The sequence below is a fragment of the Rahnella sp. PAMC25559 genome (genome assembly GCF_050632365.1).
In the GTDB taxonomy this organism is placed as follows: Bacteria; Pseudomonadota; Gammaproteobacteria; order Enterobacterales; family Enterobacteriaceae; genus Rahnella; species Rahnella rivi.
Genome location: NZ_CP192543.1, coordinates 1,328,456 through 1,348,112 on the forward strand (window position 1 = coordinate 1,328,456; position 19,657 = coordinate 1,348,112).

Genomic DNA, 19,657 nt, shown 5'->3' on the forward strand with positions numbered 1-19,657 from the left:
TTATTCGCGCATACCTTTCATTCTTAAAGGTCTTATTCTGACGCTATGAGCACATTTGACGATCAGCCCCCGGAGACGACAGACACCATCGGCCATGCGATGCGTCGCCGACCGCTTGCGCGCAAGAAGCTGTCCGATATGGTGGAAGAAGAGCTGGAACAAATGATCCGCAGGCGCGAATTTGCTGAAGGTGAGCAACTTCCTTCAGAACGCGAACTGATGACATTTTTCAACGTTGGCCGCCCCTCCGTTCGTGAAGCGCTGGCGGCGCTTAAACGTAAAGGGCTGGTGCAGATCAGCAACGGCGAGCGGGCGCGGGTGTCACGTCCTTCGGCGGACACCATCATCAGTGAATTATCCGGTGTGGCGACAGACTTCCTCGCGCGCCCTGAAGGGATTGCGCATTTCGAGCAGTTGCGGATGTTTTTCGAATCCAGCCTGGTGCGTTACGCCGCAGAATTTGCCACCGACGAGCAGATTGCCCGACTGGGCAAAGCGCTGGAAATGAACAGCCAGTCGCTTGATGACAACGATCTTTTCATCCGCTCTGATATTGAATTCCACCGTGAACTGGCTGAAATCCCGGCGAACCCGATCTTCATGGTCGTGCATGTGGCTTTGCTGGACTGGCTGATTGCGGCGCGTCCTTCCGTGCCTCAGGAAGAGCTGCACGCGCATAACAACGTCAGTTATCAGCAGCATATCGACATCTTCAAGGCTATTGAGGCGCGTGATCCTGATGCCGCCGATGCCGCGCTGAAAACGCATCTCAAAAGCGTCTTCGCGGCGTATTACGCGTCATCGGCGAAGCGCGGATCGAAGAAGTAATCATTTCTGAACTGGGATCTGCCCCGCACTCTCTTTGATCACCTCTGATCAGCCATCACTATTTCCTATGGTCGGGATCACATTCTGAACCTTCCGTTGTATTGTGTTTGTTTTTTGGTCTGGTATAACAGGTATAAAGGTATATCGACTTGCCTGATAACCCAATAACCAAGAGGCGTTTATGAAACAGAATCTGCGGGGCGTGATGCCGGCATTGCTCACTCCTTTTAATCAGCAACAGCAAGTGGACACCGACAGCCTGCGCCGTCTGGTACGTTTCAATATTGAGCAGGGGATCGATGGCCTGTACGTTGGCGGTTCTACCGGCGAAGCTTTTCTGCAAAGCTCTCAGGAACGTGAGCAGGTGCTGGAAATCGTGGCGGAAGAAGCGAAGGGTAAGGTGACGTTAATCGCCCACGTCGGTGCCATCAGTACCCGTGAAAGCCAGACGCTGGCAGCCGCCGCACACCGTTACGGCTTTGATGCCGTCTCCGCCGTGACGCCTTTCTACTATCCTTTCAGCTTCAATGAACATTGCGACCACTACCGTGCGGTCACGGATTCCGCCGAAGGCCTGCCGATGGTGGTCTATAACATTCCGGCCCTCAGCGGCGTGAAACTGACACTGGATCAGATCGACACGCTGATCAAACTGCCCGGCGTGGGCGCGCTGAAACAAACCTCCGGCGATTTGTATGAAATGGAAAGAATCCGCCGCGCGCATCCGGATTTGGTGCTCTACAACGGTTATGACGAAATCTTCGCATCCGGCCTGCTGGCAGGTGCCGATGGCGGAATAGGCAGTACCTATAACGTGATGGGCTGGCGCTATATGGCGATCAAAAAAGCCGTGCTGGAAGGGGATGTGCCGCGAGCAATGCATTTGCAAAGTGAATGCAACAAGGTCATCGACCTGCTGATAAAAACGGGCGTTTTCCGCGGCCTGAAAACGATTCTGCATTACATGGATATCGTGGCCGTGCCGCTGTGCCGCAAACCTTTTGCGCCGGTCGATGAGCAATATTTGCCGGCGCTTAAAGCGCTGGCGGCGCAACTTCAGGCAGAACGTAGCGCGTTCTGACGCCTGATGCCGGGCTTTCCGGCATCAACAATTCTTTATCAGTCCTTACCAAAGGGCGGGTTGATGCAAACCCGCCCCGGGGGTGATTTATGCGTAACAATGCCCGACAGATCTCATGGTTTCGCCATTTGACTAAACCGCAATGGAAAGCATTTTCGGCCGCCTGGATTGGCTACCTTTTGGATGGTTTTGATTTTGTTCTGATCGCCTTAGTGCTGACAGAAATTAAAAGCGAGTTCGACCTGACCGGCGTTCAGGCGGCGAGTCTGATTTCTGCGGCGTTTATCTCCCGCTGGTTTGGCGGATTACTGCTTGGTGCCATGGGCGACCGTTATGGTCGCAAACTGGCGATGATCACCAGTATCGTGTTGTTTTCTGTCGGGACGCTCGCTTGCGGTTTTGCGCCGGGCTTCACGGTGATGTTTTTCGCACGCCTGATTATCGGCATGGGCATGGCAGGTGAATACGGCTCAAGTGCCACCTATGTTATTGAAAGCTGGCCAAAGCATTTACGCAACAAAGCCAGCGGGTTTCTGATTTCCGGGTTCTCTGTGGGTGCGGTGATTGCCGCGCAGGTTTACAGCCTGGTGGTGCCGGTCTGGGGCTGGCGCGCCCTGTTTTTCATCGGCATCTTGCCGATTATTTTCGCCCTGTGGTTGCGTAAAAATATCCCGGAAGCAGAAGACTGGCAGGCGAAATTCGCTCATAAGCAACCGACCAAAACCATGGTGGATATTCTCTATCGCGGCAAACATCGGGTCGTCAACGTCGGTATGACGATTGTCGCGGCCACCGCGTTGTATTTCTGTTTTGCCGGCGATGTGGGCAGCGCCGCAGTGATTGCCATACTGGGGCTGATGTGTGCGGCTGTCTTCATCAGCTTTATGGTGCAGAGTAGCGGCAAACGCTGGCCGACCGGCGTTACGCTGATGGTCGTGGTCTTCTTTGCCTTCCTCTATTCGTGGCCGATTCAGGCGCTGTTACCGACGTATTTGAAAACCGAACTGGCCTATTCACCGACGCTGGTGGCTCACGTGCTGTTCTTCAGCGGTTTTGGCGCAGCGGTAGGGTGCTGCGTGGGCGGTTTCCTCGGCGACTGGCTGGGAACGCGTAAAGCGTACGTGTACAGCCTGCTGGCCTCGCAGCTGCTTATTATTCCGGTCTTTGCGATCGGCGGCGGAAATATCTGGGTGTTGGGATTACTGTTATTCCTGCAACAAATGTTGGGTCAGGGTATTTCCGGCATTCTGCCTAAACTGATTGGCGGTTATTTCGATACCGAACAGCGTGCGGCCGGGCTGGGCTTTACCTACAACGTCGGCGCGCTGGGTGGCGCACTGGCACCGGTTATCGGGGTGGCGATTGCCCAGCGTCTGGATCTCGGCACTGCGCTGGCGTCCTTGTCTTTCGGGCTGACGTTCGTGGTGATCCTGCTGATCGGGCTGGATATGCCGTCACGCGTTCAGCGCTGGATCCACCCTGAAGCCGTGCGGACGCACGACACCATTGATGGCAAACCTTTCAGCGGTGCGGTGAAAGTGAAGCCGGAAAACACCAAGAGCGGATTGATCAGAAACTGAATTTTGCAGGGAGTTTATATGTCATTGCTTGAAACACTGGATACACAGATTTCACAGGCTGGCGGATTGATTGTCTCCTGCCAGCCGGTTCCCGGCAGCCCGCTGGATAAGCCTGATATTGTGGCCGCCATGGCGCTGGCAGCAGAACAGGCCGGTGCGGTGGCGCTGCGCATTGAAGGTATTGAGAATCTCAGAGCCACTCATGCACGGGTGTCGGTACCGATCATCGGCATTATCAAACGCGACCTGCCAGATTCGCCGGTGCGTATCACGCCTTTTCTGGCCGATGTGGATGCGCTGGCAGGCGCAGGAGCCAGCATCATTGCGTTTGACGGTACACAGCGTGAAAGGCCGGTGGCGGTGGCGGAACTGCTGGCACGCATTCATCAGCATCACCTGCTGGCAATGGCGGATTGTTCCAGCGTGCAGGACGGACTGGATTGTCACCGGCTGGGGGCTGACATCATCGGTACGACGCTGTCAGGTTATATCACGGGGCAAACACCTGAAGAGCCGGATCTGGCCTTAGTGAAAGCGCTGAGTCATGAAGGATGCCGCGTGATTGCCGAAGGGCGCTATAACGCGCCTGCGCTGGCGGCTCAGGCGATGCAAAATGGCGCGTGGGCGGTCACCGTCGGTTCGGCAATCACCCGCCTTGAGCATGTCTGCCAGTGGTTCCGGGATGAAATCGTGAAGGTCGCGAAATGACCACGCTGGTGATCGATATCGGTGGCACCAAGCTGGCGGCGGCGCTGGCTGGCAGCAATCTCACTCTCACCGGACGGCGGGAAATCCCGACGCCTGCCAGTAAAACGTCCGATGCCTTGCAGGCTGCGCTGGCGGAACTGGTCGCGCCGCTGGTTTCACAGGCGCAGCGGGTCGCAGTCGCTTCTACCGGTATCATCAGGCAGGGCGTTCTCACGGCGCTGAACCCGGATAATCTCGGCGGCCTCAGCCATTTTCCGCTGGTGGAGGTGATCTCCCGGCTGACACAACTGCCGTGCATGGCCGTCAATGACGCGCAGGCGGCTGCGTGGGCGGAATATCACGCCCTTTCGGCGGATATCACTGACATGGTCTTTCTCACTGTCTCGACCGGTGTGGGCGGCGCAATGATCAGTGGCGGAAAATTGCTGACAGGAACGCAGGGGCTGGCGGGGCATTTCGGTCACACGCTGGCAGATCCGCAGGGGCCACACTGTGGCTGTGGCCGGACGGGTTGCGTGGAGGCGATGGCGTCAGGGCGAGGCATCGCCAGCGCAGCGCGTGATGATTTAGCCGGTTGCACAGCTAAACAGATTTTCGCTCATGCGGCAGCAGGGCATCTGCAAGCGGGCACATTGATCCAGCGTTCAGCCAGGGTGCTGGCAAGATTAATCGCGGATATCAAAGTAGCGACGGATTGTCAGTGTGTGGTTTTGGGCGGAAGTATTGGTCTGGCGAATGGCTATTTGGCGCAGGTGAAAACGTTTCTTAATGAAGAGCCGGAGGTTTACCGTGTCACGCTTTTGATGGCAAAACATCAGCACGATGCCGGTTTGCGGGGTGCCGCCTTGCTGGCGCAGGAGATGGTGATTTAGTTTCAGCCCGCTCAAAAACAACGGGGCTGCCATCGCTGGCAGCCCCGTTTTCATGACAGAAAGGATCAGACTTCGAGGAAGTTCATGATGCCTTCTGCCGCTTTACGGCCTTCGGCAATCGCCGTGACCACCAGATCCGATCCGCGAACCGCATCGCCACCGGCGAAGATTTTCGGGTTGCTGGTCTGGAAGGCGTTGTCGCTGCCTTCAGGTGCCAGAATGCGGCCCTGAGTATCCAGCTCAACATCGTGCGCTGCCAGCCATTCCATTTTGTGAGGGCGGAAACCAAACGCCATCACCACGGCATCGGCTTCCATCACATGTTCGGAACCCGCGACGATTTCTGCACGACGGCGGCCATGCGCATCCGGCGCGCCAAGTTCGGTACGCGCCATACGCACGCCACAGACGCGGCCTGAATCGTTCAGTTCAATGCTCAGCGGTTGCAGGTTGAATTTGAAATCCACCCCTTCTTCGCGCGCATTCTTCACTTCACGACGTGAGCCCGGCATGTTCTCTTCATCACGACGGTACGCACAGGTCACATGCGTTGCGCCCTGACGAATTGATGTACGCACGCAGTCCATCGCGGTGTCACCACCGCCTAGAACCACCACGCGCTTCTTATCCATCGTCACGTAAGGCTCTTCCTGACTGTCATCGTAACCCATCAGTTGCTTGGTGTTGGCGATGAGGAACGGCAGGGCATCGTACACGCCCGGCGCATCTTCGTTCGCCAGACCACCGCGCATGGACTGATAAGTCCCGACGCCGAGGAACACAGAATCGTATTCTGCCAGCAGGGCGTCGATGGTGATGTCTTTACCGACTTCAGTATTGAGCTGGAATTCGATCCCCATCTCCGTGAAGATTTCACGACGCTTGGTCATCACCGATTTTTCCAGCTTGAAGGCCGGAATACCGAAAGTCAGCAGGCCGCCGATTTCCGGGTGGCGATCGTAAACCACTGCTTTCACACCGTTACGGGTCAGGACGTCAGCACAAGCCAGGCCTGCCGGGCCTGCGCCGATAATCGCCACGCGTTTGCCGGTAGGATGCACGTGAGACATATCCGGACGCCACCCCATTTCGATGGCTTTATCGCTGATGTAGCGCTCGATGTTACCGATGGTCACCGCACCAAACTCGTCGTTCAGGGTACAGGAACCTTCGCACAGTCTGTCCTGAGGACAAACGCGTCCGCAGACTTCCGGCAGGCTGTTGGTCTGGTGCGCGAGGTCGGCGGCTTCCATGATGCGACCTTCGTTTGCCAGTTTCAGCCAGTTCGGAATGTAGTTGTGAACCGGGCATTTCCATTCGCAATAAGGGTTACCGCAGGACAGACAGCGGTCTGCCTGTGATGCAGCCTGAGTTGCTGAGAACGGCTCGTAAATTTCCACAAACTCAATTTTACGGATCTTCAGCGCTTTTTTAGGCGGATCAACACGCTGTAAGTCGACAAATTGATAAACGTTTTGACTCATCTTAACCTCTTACTGCGCTTGTACCCGCAGCTCAGCTGCGGAACGACTACGGTGACCCAACAATGCTTTGACATCACTGGACTTCGGTTTTACCAGAGCAAATTTCGCTGCCCATTCAGGCCAGTTCGCCAAAATTTCTTCACCACGGGCCGAGGCGGTCAACTGTACGTGTTCGATGATCAAACCGCGCAGATGCTCTTCATGGATAGCCAGATCGGCCACTTCCAGGACTTCAACCAGTTCCGGGTTAACGCGTTTGCGGAATTCGCCGTCTTCATCAAGAACGTAAGCGAAGCCACCGGTCATGCCTGCGCCGAAGTTGACGCCGGTACGACCGAGCACACACACAATACCGCCGGTCATGTATTCACAACCGTTATCGCCAATGCCTTCAACCACAGTGATGGCACCGGAGTTACGCACGGCGAAACGTTCACCCGCACGGCCCGCTGCAAACATTTTGCCGCCGGTAGCGCCGTACAGACAGGTGTTACCGATGATGCTGGCTTCGTGGCTGCGGAACGCTGAACCGATTGGTGGACGGATGGCAATGCGGCCACCGGCCATGCCCTTGCCCACGTAGTCGTTCGCGTCGCCGGTCAGCATCAAATCGACGCCGCCTGCGTTCCAGACGCCGAAGCTCTGGCCCGCGGTGCCGTTGAAGTTAATGCGCACCGGATCTGCCGCCATACCCTGATCGCCATGTTTCTCAGCAATCGCACCGGACAACATGGCGCCGACGGAGCGGTCAGTGTTGCGGATATCGAAGTAGAACGCTTTGCTCTGCTTAGAATCGATGTGCGGCGCAGCCTGCTCCAGAATGTCTTTGTTCAGCTGACCCTTATCGAACGCCGGGTTGCTTTCGGTGCAGTACACCGCTTTGCCTTCATGCGGCGTGGCGGTTGCCAGCATCGCAGAGAGATCCAGACTGTTTTGTTTGGCGGTGAAGCCATCCAGCTCGGTCAGCAGATCGGTACGACCAATCAAATCGACCAGCTGGCTCACGCCCAGTTCGGCCATGATTTCACGGGTTTCCTGCGTGATGAACTTGAAGTAGTTCACTACGCGTTCTGGCAGGCCGTGATAATGGTTGCGACGCAATTTATCGTCCTGAGTTGCCACGCCGGTTGCGCAGTTATTCAGGTGGCAAATACGCAGGTATTTACAGCCCAGTGCGACCATAGGGCCGGTACCGAAACCGAAGCTTTCTGCGCCCAGAATCGCCGCTTTGATGATGTCGAGGCCAGTTTTCAGGCCGCCATCCACCTGCAGACGGATTTTATGACGCAGGCCGTTGGCGACCAGTGCCTGCTGTGTTTCCACCAGACCCAGTTCCCACGGACAACCGGCGTATTTCACCGAAGACAGCGGGCTTGCGCCGGTGCCGCCATCGTAGCCGGCGATGGTGATGAGATCCGCATAGGCTTTCGCCACGCCGACGGCGATAGTGCCGACGCCCGGTTCAGAAACCAGCTTCACCGAAATCATGGCTTTCGGGTTGACCTGTTTCAGGTCGAAAATCAGCTGCGCCAGATCCTCGATAGAATAAATATCGTGGTGCGGCGGTGGAGAAATCAGGGTCACGCCCGGCACGGAATAACGCAGTTTCGCGATGTACGGCGTCACTTTGTCACCCGGCAACTGGCCGCCTTCCCCTGGTTTTGCACCTTGTGCGACTTTGATCTGAATAACGTCAGCATTCACCAGGTACGCCGGTGTTACACCGAAACGACCGGAAGCTACCTGCTTAATACGGGACACTTTATTGGTGCCGTAACGCGCCGGATCTTCGCCGCCTTCGCCGGAGTTAGAACGCCCGCCGATGCTGTTCATTGCTTCGGCCAGAGATTCATGCGCTTCCGGGCTCAACGCACCGATAGACATCGCCGCGGTATCGAAGCGGGTAAACAAGCCTTCCGCCGGTTCCACCTGATCCACCGGAATTGGCTGGCCTTTTGGTGTCACTTTCAACAGGTCACGCAGTGTCGCTACCGGACGCTCGTTAACCAGTTTGGCGTATTTTTTATAATCGTCGTAATCACCGCTGTTCACTGCGGTTTGCAGTGTGGTGACCACGTCCGGGTTATATGAGTGATATTCGCCACCGTGGACAAATTTCAGCAGGCCGCCCTGATCCAGCGTTTTGCGTTTCAGCCACGCGCGTTTGGACAGGTTCAGCAGATCTTGTTCAAAATCCGTATAACCGGCACCGCCGATACGGCTGACCACGCCGTTGAAGCAGGTGTTGCACAGATCTTTTGCCAGACCGACCGCTTCAAACAGTTTGGAGCAGCGGTAAGAGGCCACGGTTGAGATGCCCATTTTGGACATGATCTTGTACAAGCCTTTGTTGATGCCGTTGCGGTAATTCAACATCACTTCACGGTATTTCTTCTCGATGACCTGAGAGTCGACCAGTTTTGCCAGGGTTTCGTAGGCCAGATACGGATAAACCGCTGTGGCACCAAAACCAATCAGCACGGCGAAATGGTGCGGGTCGCGGGCGCTGGCGGTTTCAACAATGATGTTGGCATCGCAGCGCAGGCTTTTCTCAACCAGACGCAGTTGCAGTGCGCCGACGGCCATTGGCGCAGGCAGCGGCAGGCGGTTGGCCGAAATATTTCGGTCAGACAGCACCAGTAACACGGCGCCGTTGCGCACTTTCTGCTCGCCTTCGTCACAGAGTTTCTGGACGAACTGCTCCATGTTCTGTTCGCTCGGATCGTAAGTCAGGTCCAGCGTTTCCGCGCGATAGTGTTTGCTGTCCAGCGTGGTGAGCTGTTTAAAGTCAGACCACAGCAGAATAGGTGATTTGAAGCTCAGACGGTGCGCCTGACCTTCGGCTTCGCAGAACACGTTCATCTCGCGGCCAATGCTGGTCGCCAGAGACATCACGTGAGCTTCGCGCAGCGGATCGATTGGCGGGTTGGTCACCTGCGCAAACTGCTGGCGGAAGTAGTCATAAATAATGCGGGGACGACTGGAGAGCACGGCAAATGGCGTGTCATCACCCATCGAGCCGACGGCTTCCTGACCGTTTTCACCCAGTACGCGGATGATCTGATCAAGTTCTTCGCTGCTGTAGCCGAACTGTTTCTGGAAGGTTTCCAGCGTTGTGTCATCCAGCTCGCGGCTGCCAACCTGATCTTCCGGCAGGTCTTCGAACGGCACCAGACGCTGAACGTTTTTCTCCATCCACTCTTTGTAAGGATGACGGCCTTTCAGGTCGTTGTCGGTTTCAGCGGAGTGATGGATCTTGCCGCTGCGGGTGTCGATTACCATCAGTTCGCCAGGTCCGACGCGGCCTTTTTCGACCACTTCGTCCGGCTGATAATCCCAGATCCCGACTTCGGACGCACAGGTGATCAGCTTGTCTTTCGTGATGACATAACGCGCCGGGCGCAAACCGTTACGGTCGAGGTTACAGGCGGCATAGCGGCCATCTGACATCACGATACCGGCCGGGCCGTCCCACGGTTCCATGTGCATGGAGTTAAAGTCGAAGAACGCACGCAGATCGTTGTCCATATCCGGGTTCTGCTGCCAGGCTGGCGGCACCAGCAAACGCATCGCGCGCAGCAGATCCATCCCGCCCGCCAGGAACAGTTCCAGCATGTTATCCAGCGAGCTGGAGTCGGAGCCGGTTTCATTGACGAAAGGCGCAGCATCTTGCAGATCGGGGATCAGCGGTGTTTTAAATTTATACGCACGGGCACGCGCCCACTGGCGGTTACCGGTGATGGTGTTGATTTCGCCGTTGTGCGCCAGATAGCGGAAGGGCTGAGCCAGCTGCCAGCGCGGAACGGTGTTGGTCGAGAAGCGCTGGTGGAACAGGCAGATCGCCGATTCCAGACGCAGGTCGGCCAGGTCTAAATAGAAGCGTGGCAGATCCGCAGGCATACACAGGCCTTTATAGATCGTGACCACGTTGGAGAAACTGCACACATAGAAATCTTTATCCTGAATGCGTTTCTCAATGCGGCGGCGCGCCATATACAGGCGACGCTCCATGTCACGCGGACGCCAGCCGGCAGGCGCGTTGACAAAAATCTGTTCGATACGGGGCAGGGAGGAAAGCGCGATTTCACCGAGAACGTCCGGATTGGTCGGAACGTCACGCCAGCCCACCACGGACAGCGTTTCGTTTTGCAACTCTTCTTCAACAATGCGGCGGCTGGCAGCCGCTTCTGTTTCATCTTTGCTGAGGAATAGCATGCCAACGGCATAGTTCTTCGCCAGACGCCAGTTGCGCTCTTCGGCGATCATCCGGAAGAACCGATCCGGTTTCTGTAAATGCAGGCCACAGCCGTCGCCGGTCTTGCCGTCAGCAAGGATCGCGCCACGGTGTTGCATACGGGCCAGCGCGTGAATGGCTGTACGCACGACCTTATGGCTAGGTTCGCCTTCTATATGGGCGATCAGGCCGAAACCACAGTTGTCCCTCTCTTGGGATTTATCGTACAACATAACGTGAACCTCCCCAGGCTCTGCGAGACTCTCACACCAACCGCGAGGGGACTTATAGACAGAGATTGCTCGCATTTTCGCGCACTCTTGCGGTGCGTTGAATGCCCGGGCATCTCCGTCAAAGGCCTCTCGTGATGGTTCTCACAAGTGGTGGTTGACTTGTTTTAATGAGGGAGTCTTCAATTACTGCATAAATATGACGAGTTGCTCACCCGTCGAGATTGCTTCCAGCGGACTCCCAACTTAGCGAGAAAGCATTGACAGGTCAAATGGCGATTTAAGTTATATTAAAAGTGATATAAAGGGATTTAATTATTTGAAATATATATAGATTATGGTGATTTTATTGGCGTAATTTCGGTGTGGTCATGCCTGTAAAGTGTGAGCTGACTCACTATGGAGAAAGCTTCAGATCTCCGCACCATGCTGGCAGGCGACTATTTACCAGTATTTTATACTGCAAAACACAGCCCCCATGCGGTTTGTCACTGTTTTTAACCGGGCCGTAATAATGTGCTAATGCAGCGGATGTAATAAGAATTATTCATACTGCCATGAATGACTTTATTTGCAGTAATAATGAATAGTTATGCCTGTGCGGGCAGCGCCTTTAGGGAAAGGATTAGGGAGTGAAAGGAGAAATACGTTAGCCAGAGGGCAGTTGGCCTGGCAACGGGCAGAAAATTGCCGGCCGATATTAATAATATCGCGGCAGAAATTAGTCAATATCTCTGCACTTATTTCCCGCATTGCACCACCGTAAGCCCCTGCACGGTGCAGGTCACAAACTTTCAGCTCAATACCGCCCCGCGCTCACCCCGGCAAGGTTTTGCGGTATGATTCAGTCGACTTCGTTTTAAGGGAACCGTTATGAAGCAAATCCGGGTTTTAGCGCAGTATTATGTCGATCTGATGGTCAAACTGGGGCTGGTGAGATTCTCACTGCTTCTGGCTTCTGCGCTGGTGGTGCTGGCGATGATTGTTCAGATGGCGGTGACCATGCTGTTGCGTGGTCAGGTGGAAAGTATCGACGTCGTCCGGTCCATTTTCTTTGGATTACTGATCACCCCCTGGGCAGTGTACTTTCTGTCGGTGGTGGTGGAGCAGCTCGAGGAGTCGCGCCAGCGTCTCACCCGTCTGGTCGATAAGCTTGAAGAGATGCGCCATCGCGATCTCGAACTGAATCAGCAGCTGAAAGACAATATTACCCAGCTGAATCAGGAAATTGCTGACCGCGTCAAAGCAGAAGAAGCGCGTCTGGCCGTGGTCGATAAGCTGAAACTCGAAATGCATCATCGTGAACAGGCGCAGATCGAACTGAGTCAGCAATCGGCGTTACTGCGCTCCTTCCTCGATGCTTCACCGGATCTGGTGTATTACCGTAACGAAGACAAAGAATTCTCCGGCTGTAACCGTGCGATGGAATTGCTCACCGGCAAAAGCGAGAAGCAGCTGATCGGTCTGACGCCGAACGATGTCTATACCCCCGATATCGCCGAGAAAGTGGTGGAAACCGATGAGAAGGTGTTCCGTCACAACGTTTCCCTCACCTATGAACAATGGCTGGTCTATCCGGACGGGCGGAAAGCCTGTTTCGAGCTGCGCAAGGTGCCGTTCTACGATCGCATCGGTAAACGCCACGGCCTGATGGGCTTCGGGCGCGATATTACCGAGCGTAAGCGCTATCAGGACGCGCTGGAGAACGCCAGCCGGGAAAAGACGACGTTTATCTCGACCATCAGCCACGAGCTGCGTACGCCGCTTAACGGCATCGTCGGGCTCAGCCGCATCCTGCTGGACACGGAGCTGGACAAAGAGCAGCACAGCTACCTCAAAACCATTCACGTCAGCGCCATCACCCTCGGCAATATCTTCAACGACATCATTGAAATGGACAAAATCGAGCGCCGCAAAGTGCAGCTCGATAACCAGACGGTCGATTTCACCGAGTTCCTGTCCGATCTGGAAAACCTCTCCGGCCTTCTGGCACAGCCGAAAGGGCTGAAATTCATCATGGATCCGGATTTACCCTTGCCGCGTAGCATCACCACTGACGGCACGCGCTTACGCCAGATTTTATGGAACCTGATCGGTAACGCCGTCAAATTTACCCGTGAAGGGGAAATCGTGCTGAGCGTCCATTACGAAGCGAACGACATGCTGCGCTTCGTGGTGCGCGATTCGGGAATGGGCATTCCGCAGGATGAGCAGGATAAAATTTTCGCCATGTACTATCAGGTGAAAGACCGTAACGGGGGCAAACCCGCAACCGGAACCGGGATCGGTCTGGCCGTTTCTAAGCGTCTGGCGCAGGCGATGGGCGGCGATATTACCGTCAGCAGCGTGCCGGGGCAGGGTTCCTGCTTCACGCTGACGGTGCGTGCGCCGACGCTGGATGCGCCGGTAACGCAAAGCGACGATGAAGAGGAGGAGATGCCGCTGCCGGCGCTTCATGTGTTGCTGGTGGAAGATATCGAGCTGAACGTCATTGTGGCGCGTTCGGTGCTGGAGAAACTGGGTAACAGCGTGGAAGTGGCAATGAACGGGCATGATGCGCTGGAGATGTTCGATCCCGACGAATTCGACCTGGTTCTGCTGGATATCCAGCTGCCTGACATGACGGGGCTGGATATCGCCCGCAAATTACGCACCGATTACGCCGGTAAGCATTTGCCGCCGCTGATTGCGTTGACGGCCAACGTGCTCAAAGACAAAAAAGAGTATCTCGACGCCGGAATGGACGACGTGCTGAGCAAGCCGCTGTCTGTTTCTGCCCTGACCGCGATGATCCAGCAGTTTTGGGATCATCAGCCAGAAGTATCCGTGATGGAAAAGGAGCCTGCAGTGATGAAAGACAGCGAAACTTTACTCGATACCGCCATGCTGGAGCAGTACATCGACCTGGTGGGCCCGCAACTGATTTATCAGAGTGCAGATATGTTTGAAAAAATGATGCCGGGTTATCTCGCGGTATTGGATTCCAACATGACGGCGCGTGACCAGAAAGGCATTGCCGAAGAAGGGCATAAAATCAAAGGTGCAGCGGGATCTGTCGGTCTGAAGCATTTACAGCAGCTGGCGCAACAAATTCAAACGCCAACATTGCCGGCCTGGTGGGATAACGTTCAGGAATGGATTGATGAGCTGAAGGCGGAGTGGCGAAATGATATTCAGGTGCTGCGTGAATGGACTTCAAACGCTGAAAAAAAATAACCCCAGCCGAAGCCGGGGTGCGCGAATACTGCGCCAACACCAGGGAAAATGGTAACCCACGATAGTTGTTAGGGTTTGGATTTCGCAGGTCTTGGAATTCAGGGTAAGTCTAATACATCCTGTAGCCATCAACATAACAAATATAAGCTGAACTGTTACAACATTCATTAAAAACTGTGATGTAGATTAGTCTTTGTCTATACAAAACATCAAGTCTTTATCGCAGGATTTTTGAGAGAATACAAATGAAGGTTGTTGATGACGTTATGACGGCATGCAATTTTGCTTATGTTCGTGAAAATTCAGACGGCGATTTGCTGGTTTTTTCTACAAAAACTGTGCGTAGTCCCCCTGAACACGCTGCACGGAACCCGCGGCAACTTACTGTAAACCATGGTGTATGCGTGAAAGTGGATTCGGACCGTCTGTTACATGGCATAAGATTTCATCTCATTTTATGTAGTGAAATAATTTCACTTAGGTAGACGTCCTGAATGCCCGTCCGTTGTGTGAATTTTCGTCTGCATTGTGGTTTTTTTGAGTAACCGATTTGACTTAGTGACGCCAGAGGCGGGCGAGTATCTGATGAGTTTTCGTTCACTATCTAAAATTGAATGTATAAGTTTTGTTAATCAATAAATTTATGAATTGTTACGGAATGTAGCAAAAGAATACAGTCGATGCCGGGGGGTGAAAACCCCTGGGAACCGGTTCCCAGGATCTGGAACTCATTGATGATATGGATCAAAAGCCTTTTAATTTGGTTAATGTGCGGTTAAAAATGGGATAGGCCTGACCAGATTGTTAGCAATCTGCGTCTTAGTTTCGCTAGCCGAATCCGGTGGTTCTTGCGGAGATTGATTAGATGGTCAGATGTGTTACGGAAAGCGCTTAATGAATAAATCTGCAAAAAAAGGTCTTTTACGTAAGCCACTGTTATGGCTCAAACGTGTGCTGATACTGCTACCCTGCTTATGGATAGCAGGAATTGTGATTTTCGCCTTTTTACCGGTGCCTTTTTCTGCCGTGATGGTGGAAAGGCAGGTGTCGGCGTGGCTGACCGGTGACTTTGGTTACGTCGCCCATTCCGACTGGGTCGCGATGGATGACATTTCCTCGCCGATGGCGCTGGCGGTGATGGCGGCGGAAGACCAGAAATTCCCTGAACACTGGGGATTTGACGTGGATGCCATTCAGTCGGTGCTGGACAGTGATAAAGACGGCGGAAAAATGCGCGGTGCATCGACGCTTTCGCAGCAGACGGCCAAGAATTTATTTTTGTGGGATGGTCGCAGCTGGATCCGCAAAGGGCTGGAAGCCGGGCTGACCGTTGGCATTGAAACGGTATGGACAAAGCGACGCATTCTGACGGTTTATCTGAACATCGTGGAGTTCGGCGACGGTGTCTTTGGCGTTGAACAGGCGGCACAGCATTTCTTCCATAAACCGGCCAGCAAACTGACCGCTTCTCAGGCGGCATTACTGGCTGCCGTGCTCCCCAATCCACACCTGTTTAAGGTCAACGCGCCTTCAGCCTACGTCATTCGCAGACAACAGTGGATCCTGCGCCAGATGAGCCAGCTCGGCGGTGAGTCTTTCCTGGTGGAACATAAACTGCATTAATTTCCTGAGCAACGCACATAAAAAAAGGACAGCCAATGCGCTGTCCTTTTTCATGATGGCCGCCGGAATTACTTCACGTAGGTGAATGCCGTGGTCACGTGTTTCACGCCGCTGACACCTGCCGCGATACCTGCCGCAGATTTCCCTTCATCCTGTGTCACCAGACCCAGCAGGAAGACTTCGCCGTTTTCAGTGGTCACTTTCACGTTGGAAGATTTCACTGAATCACTGGTCAGCAACTGCGAGCGGACTTTGGTGGTGATCCAGGTATCGGTAGAGGCGGTACCCATGGTCACAGGCTTACCGGTGCGAAGCTCGTTATACACTTCCGTTGCACCCTCAACGCCAACCGCGATCTGCTTGGCGCGCGCGGCCATATCCGGTGTCGGGGTCTGGCCGGTCAGCAGGACTTTGCCCTGATACGCCGTCGCCACAATACGCGCTTCGTCCTTCAGCTGTTTGTCTTTGCTGATGGCATTAGACACCCTGGCTTCCAGCGTGCTGTCATCAACCTGTGTGCCGACGGTACGCGGGTCCGTGGTGGTTTTGGTGGCAACGCCAGCAACGCCAACCACTGCGGCGGCAACGCAACCTTGTAGCAGAAGGGCGCTAAACAGTATTGCAAAGAGAGGACTTGCCTTCATTTGATCTCCTTAATCGTCCTGGTGAGGGAACAGCGTGCTATCAATCAGATCACAGAGGCAATTCACTGTGAGCATGTGCATTTCCTGAATACGGGCGCTGCGATGAGACGGGATTCGGATCTCAACATCATGAGGACCCAGCAAACCCGCCAGCTCGCCGCCGTCATAACCTGTAAGCGCCACAATGGTCATATCACGGGTGACCGCGGCTTCAACGGCTTTGACAATATCACGGCTGTTGCCGCGCGTAGAAATAGCCAACAGGACGTCGCCCGCCTGGCCTAAGGCCCGCACCTGTTTGGCATAGATTTCATCATGCAGCCGGTCGTTAGCGATAGCGGTCAGCACAATGTTATCTGCACATAGTGAGATTGCAGGAAGGCTGGGACGTTCAGTTTCAAAACGATTAATCAGACTGGCGGAAAAATGCTGGGCATTTGCCGCAGAGGTGCCGTTACCGCAGCAGAGAATTTTATTGCCGTTAAGCAGCGATTGCACCAGCGTCATTGCGGCGCGGGAAATCGCGTCAGGCAAAGCTTCTGCCGCGGCAATCTGGGTTTGGATACTTTCGGTAAAGCAGACTTTGATTCTATCCAGCACGGGTTTTCGTCCAGTCAGTCGTCATAATATTTATTCCGCATTGAAGGCATCACGCAGCCATTCTATCTGGCTACCGGTGATGGCAAAAACATCAAAACGGCAAGATGATGTGTCAAAGCTTGCATGGCGTCCTGCAAGCCAGAAAGACGCAGCGCTTAACAAACGCTGCTGTTTTTGACGCGTTACGCTTTCCGCTGCGCCGCCGAAACGGGCGGTGCGCCGGTAGCGAACTTCAACAAACACCCAGGTTTGCTGGTCGCGCATTATCAGGTCGATCTCTCCGGTGCGGCACGCCACATTGGCGGCCACAAAGAATAATCCGGCGCTCTCAAGGTAGCGACGTGCGAAAGCTTCATACTGGTTTCCACACGATTTTGCGCCAGTGAGCCGCGGCGTTGACACCTTTTCAAACATCAGTACATCCTTGTACCTGTCACTCTCGGAATACCGGTTCTGAAGAGCGGTTCCCGAGAGTGGCGATAGCCGTTCTTAAGAGGAAACCGGCACGAGTGAGCCCTGACGGTATTGCAGCCACGGCATTTTACGGTGGATAACGCAATTGCTGTTGGCGCTCAAATCCCCGGTACTGCCGGAGACTTCAAAGCCCGGCAGGGTGCGCATTTGTGAGAAGTGATTCGCCAGACTCCAGGCATCAATCCCCATCGCGTACAGACGCACCAGTGAGTAGTCGTTACCGAATTTCGCGGAGGCCTGTTGCATCAGCGCCGGATTAGAGCCCGCCAGCAACGGAATGTCGCTGAACTGAACGCCTTCCATTTCCAGACGATAATCCGGGCCTGCACCGGCCTGATAGCTGCGGGAACTGGCGTAAACGGACGGACGTGAACGGCCACTGCCGCTCATGTCGAGCATCGGCTTGATCAGCGTCAGTTCGCTTTGCGTGGCGACGACGTACACCGAATCCACGGCACCTCCTGAACTGCCCTGCACGATCTGCGCATCGGTCGGTGGCGCCGGGATGGTGATCCCGCCAATGGTCACGCCCTGCGCCTGGGCAGGAGCAGCGGTATTGCTGGTCATCACCGGGGTACCGGTCAGACGGATACCGCTGCCGATAGAAGAGCGTAATTCACCTGCTGAACCCAGCCCCTGCTTGAGGACAGTCTGACCGCCCAGTTTCTGCCATTCATTGGCAAAAGCCTGCGCGATACGGTCGCCAAAGTTGCCACGCGGAACAAGCAACAGCGGCATCCGTTTTTGCTGTGACCACATATGACGTGCGGCATCCTGTGCCTCGTCTTCCGGAGAGAGGGCAAAGTAACAGATATTCGGGCTGTTTTTCTCAGTTTCTGGCTGATTGAGCGCTAAAACATTCAGCGGTGTCTGGTCTGAAGCGAGTTCGTTGACCTGATCTTTAAGCAGAGGACCGACAACCAGCGTTGCGCCATCTTGCTGCGCCTGGGTGAGAAGCGCGGCCAGAGGCTGACCATTGGTGTCGTAAACTTTGACCTGAGCATTACTGCTGGCTACCGGAGTGGCGACAGGCGCAGGCGTTTGTGGCTGTTCAGCCTGGGAGGCTGTCGCCTCCGGCGCTGAGGTGCTGACGGCCGCATTCGGATCGACCGGTGGTTGCGCCTGAGCGTTTTGATCGGCAGAAGCACTTTGTGGCGCAGGTTGTGACACCTGACCGGTCATTGCCGCGTTAAAACCTTGCTGAATGGCGTTACCGTAAACCTGCGCCGGGCCGCTCATCGGCAGGAACAGGGCGATTTTACCGGTAGAAGCAGGCTGGAACGTCAGCACGTTATTAAGCTGCGTTGGCAGGTTTTTTGCGGCCGGATTGACCGGATAACGGCGCTGCCAGTCTTTAATACCGGCTTTCAGCAGATCGGGATCCTGCTTGTTACTCTGCCAGACGCTGAGTAAATCCAGCCATCCCTGCAATGTATTTTCATCTGCGTTGATCACGATGCTGCTCGCATCTTGCGGGGAAAGTTGCGTCAGCGACATCCAGGTACGATCGATATTGTCCTGATGCGGCTGGCCCTGCAACAGTGGCTCCTGCGAAATATACGCGCGGATCACGCCCAGACTGACGCGTCCCTGGCTGGCATCGATTTGCGCCTGATAGTAACGCGCCTTCTGATCGTTGGTCAGCGCGGTCGGATCGATGGTGCTCAGCGTGGTCGCCGCAGGGGCGAAATCTTTGATGGCCAGTTGCACTTCGGCCGTCGTCAGCTTTTGCTCCAGCTGCTGCGCGGCAGTGAGTTCTTGCGGCAGGGTCTTCAGCTGATTGTAGGCTTCAGCCGCTTTGCCTTCACGCACCAGGGCACGCACTGCAAGCAATTGCCAGTCAGCCTTGTTATCATCACCGCTTTGCTGTGCCTGTTGCAGATAATAATCAGAGCTGCCAGTCGCCGCGCCCTGGACACTTTCAGTCGGTGCCTGTGGCGCCTGACCGGTACAGCTGGCGAGAAGCATCGCCACGATAATGGCAGGGAGTAAACGTCCCGAACGGGTACGAAAAGTCATTGAGGAAGGCATTCAGTTTCCAGTGATGTTTTTTCAAGATGCTCAATATTAAATCGGCAATCCG

At 54.9% G+C, this 19,657-nt stretch carries 13 protein-coding genes; 7 read left to right on the plus strand and 6 right to left on the minus strand.

The genetic code is table 11. The features are described from left to right. Positions 1 to 45 precede the first annotated feature (45 nt). From ACQZQY_RS07505 to nanK, 5 genes are all read left to right on the plus strand, one after another. Entirely contained in the window at positions 46 to 828 is a 783-nt protein-coding gene (locus ACQZQY_RS07505; RefSeq protein WP_183848396.1) for a transcriptional regulator NanR, read from the plus strand. Positions 829 to 1,009: 181 nt separating this feature from the next. After that, positions 1,010 to 1,909: an N-acetylneuraminate lyase gene (gene nanA, locus ACQZQY_RS07510; RefSeq protein ID WP_421670621.1), complete on the plus strand. Its 900-nt coding sequence runs from the start codon at positions 1,010 to 1,012 to the stop codon at positions 1,907 to 1,909. 89 nt (positions 1,910 to 1,998) lie between these two features. Beyond that, positions 1,999 to 3,489, plus strand: a complete 1,491-nt coding sequence (locus ACQZQY_RS07515; protein WP_122094440.1) for an MFS transporter — start codon at positions 1,999 to 2,001, stop codon at positions 3,487 to 3,489. Between the two features lie 18 nt (positions 3,490 to 3,507). Beyond that, on the plus strand, positions 3,508 to 4,197 hold the full coding sequence (locus ACQZQY_RS07520) for an N-acetylmannosamine-6-phosphate 2-epimerase (RefSeq protein WP_431296859.1): 690 nt from the start codon (positions 3,508 to 3,510) through the stop codon (positions 4,195 to 4,197). After that, positions 4,194 to 5,069, plus strand: coding sequence for an N-acetylmannosamine kinase (nanK, locus tag ACQZQY_RS07525; protein WP_431296860.1), 876 nt, complete (start codon positions 4,194 to 4,196; stop codon positions 5,067 to 5,069). Before ACQZQY_RS07520 ends, nanK begins: the two co-directional genes overlap by 4 nt. Before the next feature lie 65 nt (positions 5,070 to 5,134). Here the strand turns inward: nanK and ACQZQY_RS07530 are convergent, their stop codons facing one another. After that, positions 5,135 to 6,553 carry a glutamate synthase small subunit gene (locus ACQZQY_RS07530; RefSeq protein WP_056776343.1) on the minus strand — a complete coding sequence of 473 codons (1,419 nt, stop codon included), beginning with the start codon at positions 6,551 to 6,553 and terminating at the stop codon, positions 5,135 to 5,137. 9 nt (positions 6,554 to 6,562) lie between these two features. Beyond that, positions 6,563 to 11,020, minus strand: a complete 4,458-nt coding sequence (gene gltB, locus ACQZQY_RS07535) for a glutamate synthase large subunit (RefSeq protein WP_056776347.1) — start codon at positions 11,018 to 11,020, stop codon at positions 6,563 to 6,565. Between the two features lie 870 nt (positions 11,021 to 11,890). Between gltB and arcB the strand changes: the two genes are divergently transcribed. Both arcB and mtgA read left to right on the plus strand, forming a co-directional pair. Further along, the gene (gene arcB, locus ACQZQY_RS07540; protein WP_056776351.1) at positions 11,891 to 14,233 is read left to right on the plus strand and encodes an aerobic respiration two-component sensor histidine kinase ArcB; all 2,343 of its coding nucleotides are present in this window, start codon (positions 11,891 to 11,893) and stop codon (positions 14,231 to 14,233) included. 894 nt (positions 14,234 to 15,127) lie between these two features. Beyond that, positions 15,128 to 15,856 (plus strand): monofunctional biosynthetic peptidoglycan transglycosylase, encoded by a 729-nt coding sequence (gene mtgA / locus ACQZQY_RS07545; protein WP_056776356.1) that lies wholly within the window; start codon positions 15,128 to 15,130, stop codon positions 15,854 to 15,856. Positions 15,857 to 15,924: 68 nt separating this feature from the next. Here the strand turns inward: mtgA and dolP are convergent, their stop codons facing one another. From dolP to ACQZQY_RS07565, 4 genes are all read right to left on the minus strand, one after another. Then, a complete protein-coding gene (dolP, locus tag ACQZQY_RS07550) occupies positions 15,925 to 16,500 on the minus strand; it encodes a division/outer membrane stress-associated lipid-binding lipoprotein (RefSeq protein WP_056776359.1) in 576 nt (191 codons plus the stop codon). Positions 16,501 to 16,509: 9 nt separating this feature from the next. Further along, on the minus strand, positions 16,510 to 17,100 hold the full coding sequence (gene diaA / locus ACQZQY_RS07555) for a DnaA initiator-associating protein DiaA (protein WP_056776362.1): 591 nt from the start codon (positions 17,098 to 17,100) through the stop codon (positions 16,510 to 16,512). Between the two features lie 30 nt (positions 17,101 to 17,130). After that, the gene (locus ACQZQY_RS07560) at positions 17,131 to 17,514 is read right to left on the minus strand and encodes a YraN family protein (protein ID WP_056776366.1); all 384 of its coding nucleotides are present in this window, start codon (positions 17,512 to 17,514) and stop codon (positions 17,131 to 17,133) included. A gap of 75 nt (positions 17,515 to 17,589) precedes the next feature. Next, positions 17,590 to 19,605, minus strand: a complete 2,016-nt coding sequence (locus ACQZQY_RS07565; RefSeq protein WP_431296861.1) for a penicillin-binding protein activator — start codon at positions 19,603 to 19,605, stop codon at positions 17,590 to 17,592. Positions 19,606 to 19,657 lie beyond the last annotated feature (52 nt).